The 1,137-nt window shown below is 55.8% G+C and carries 1 protein-coding gene; it reads right to left on the bottom strand.

All coding sequences use genetic code 11. The features are described 5' to 3' along the window. Nucleotides 1-1,137 (bottom strand): RAMP superfamily CRISPR-associated protein (locus ACP5J3_RS14835; protein ID WP_428496384.1); only part of this gene is annotated, 1,137 nt, incomplete at both ends.

Below are 1,137 nucleotides of genomic sequence, written 5' to 3'. Positions count from 1 at the left end.
CGCCGCTACAGATCCCCCCATCTTATTGACATAATCCTCAAACTCGCGGAAAGCCGTCGAGTAAGCAGAAATAACCTTAGCCGCGTCTATAGACAGCTCCCTTTCTCCCGAGTTGCTCCACGTAATCGATGTCGGCCAGTCCCCCGACACCAACATCGTCAAGTAGCCGCCAGCCTCCCCGGAGGAGTTGAACCAATGGCCCTGGCCGTGGTACGCCACCATAAACGTCGAGGCCCTCCTATCCACTTCCGCGATGTATCCAGTCCCCCTCTGCTCCCGCGGCAGGCCCAAAACCCACGCCTCAAGCCTCCGCCTAAGCTCGTCCTGGCCCATGGGGCTACCGGTCGTCACCCTAGCCCTCTGAGGCCGCAGAAAGAAGTTATGCAGAGACGGCGCATCCAAGCCCACGACCCGGTACACAGAAGCCAGCCTCATATCCAGCGACGCCTTGGTCATCACAGGCATCGGCGGCAACTCCCTCTGAGGACCCCCGCATCTATCAGTTATCAGATTCTCCAGCGAGGCCCTAACCTCCTCTATAAGCTTGCCTACAGAAATCCGGGGCAAGAAGTCGGACCACGTCACATCTAGTGAACCAAGCCCCTTCCTAGAGCCCTTCCCCAGGCCCGAAAAAGTGAGAGCAACCGCTAACATCTGGAGGCCGAGCGTGAAGATCTTCGAATCCACCCCTCTACCGGATATCTCCAACCTAAATCTCCCACCAAGCGCGTACTCAACCTTATCAGATAACGATAGCAGGTTAAACCTCTGAAACTCAGCTCTCTTACCATAGCCATACTCCACGTAGCGACTTGCCCTCGTAACAGAACCAATATACGGCCTCCCCAACACACTCACAACTATCCTAAACCTAGACGCAGAGGCATCTCCACCACCTGCATAACCCAGCCCCAGCTCTTTACCAGTTATCTGGCTAATCCTCCGCACAACATCACGATCAGGCTCCAAAAACACCAATTTACCCCTACGCGCCCGGAGACAACCCCTTTCGTACAAAACGCCGCCCACAAAAGTCCTCGCCCACCAACGCCACACTCCCTTGATAGACGTAGGCCTGATGAAAGACTGAGTATCCAATATATTTGGCCGATACCACCCCACGGACAGCGGCGTCGC

It is taken from the genome of Pyrobaculum sp., from assembly GCF_049971835.1.
In the GTDB taxonomy this organism is placed as follows: Archaea; Thermoproteota; Thermoprotei; order Thermoproteales; family Thermoproteaceae; genus Pyrobaculum.
The sequence above is the reverse complement of the archived record's forward strand: the minus strand, read 5'-3'. Positions and strand labels throughout refer to the sequence as shown.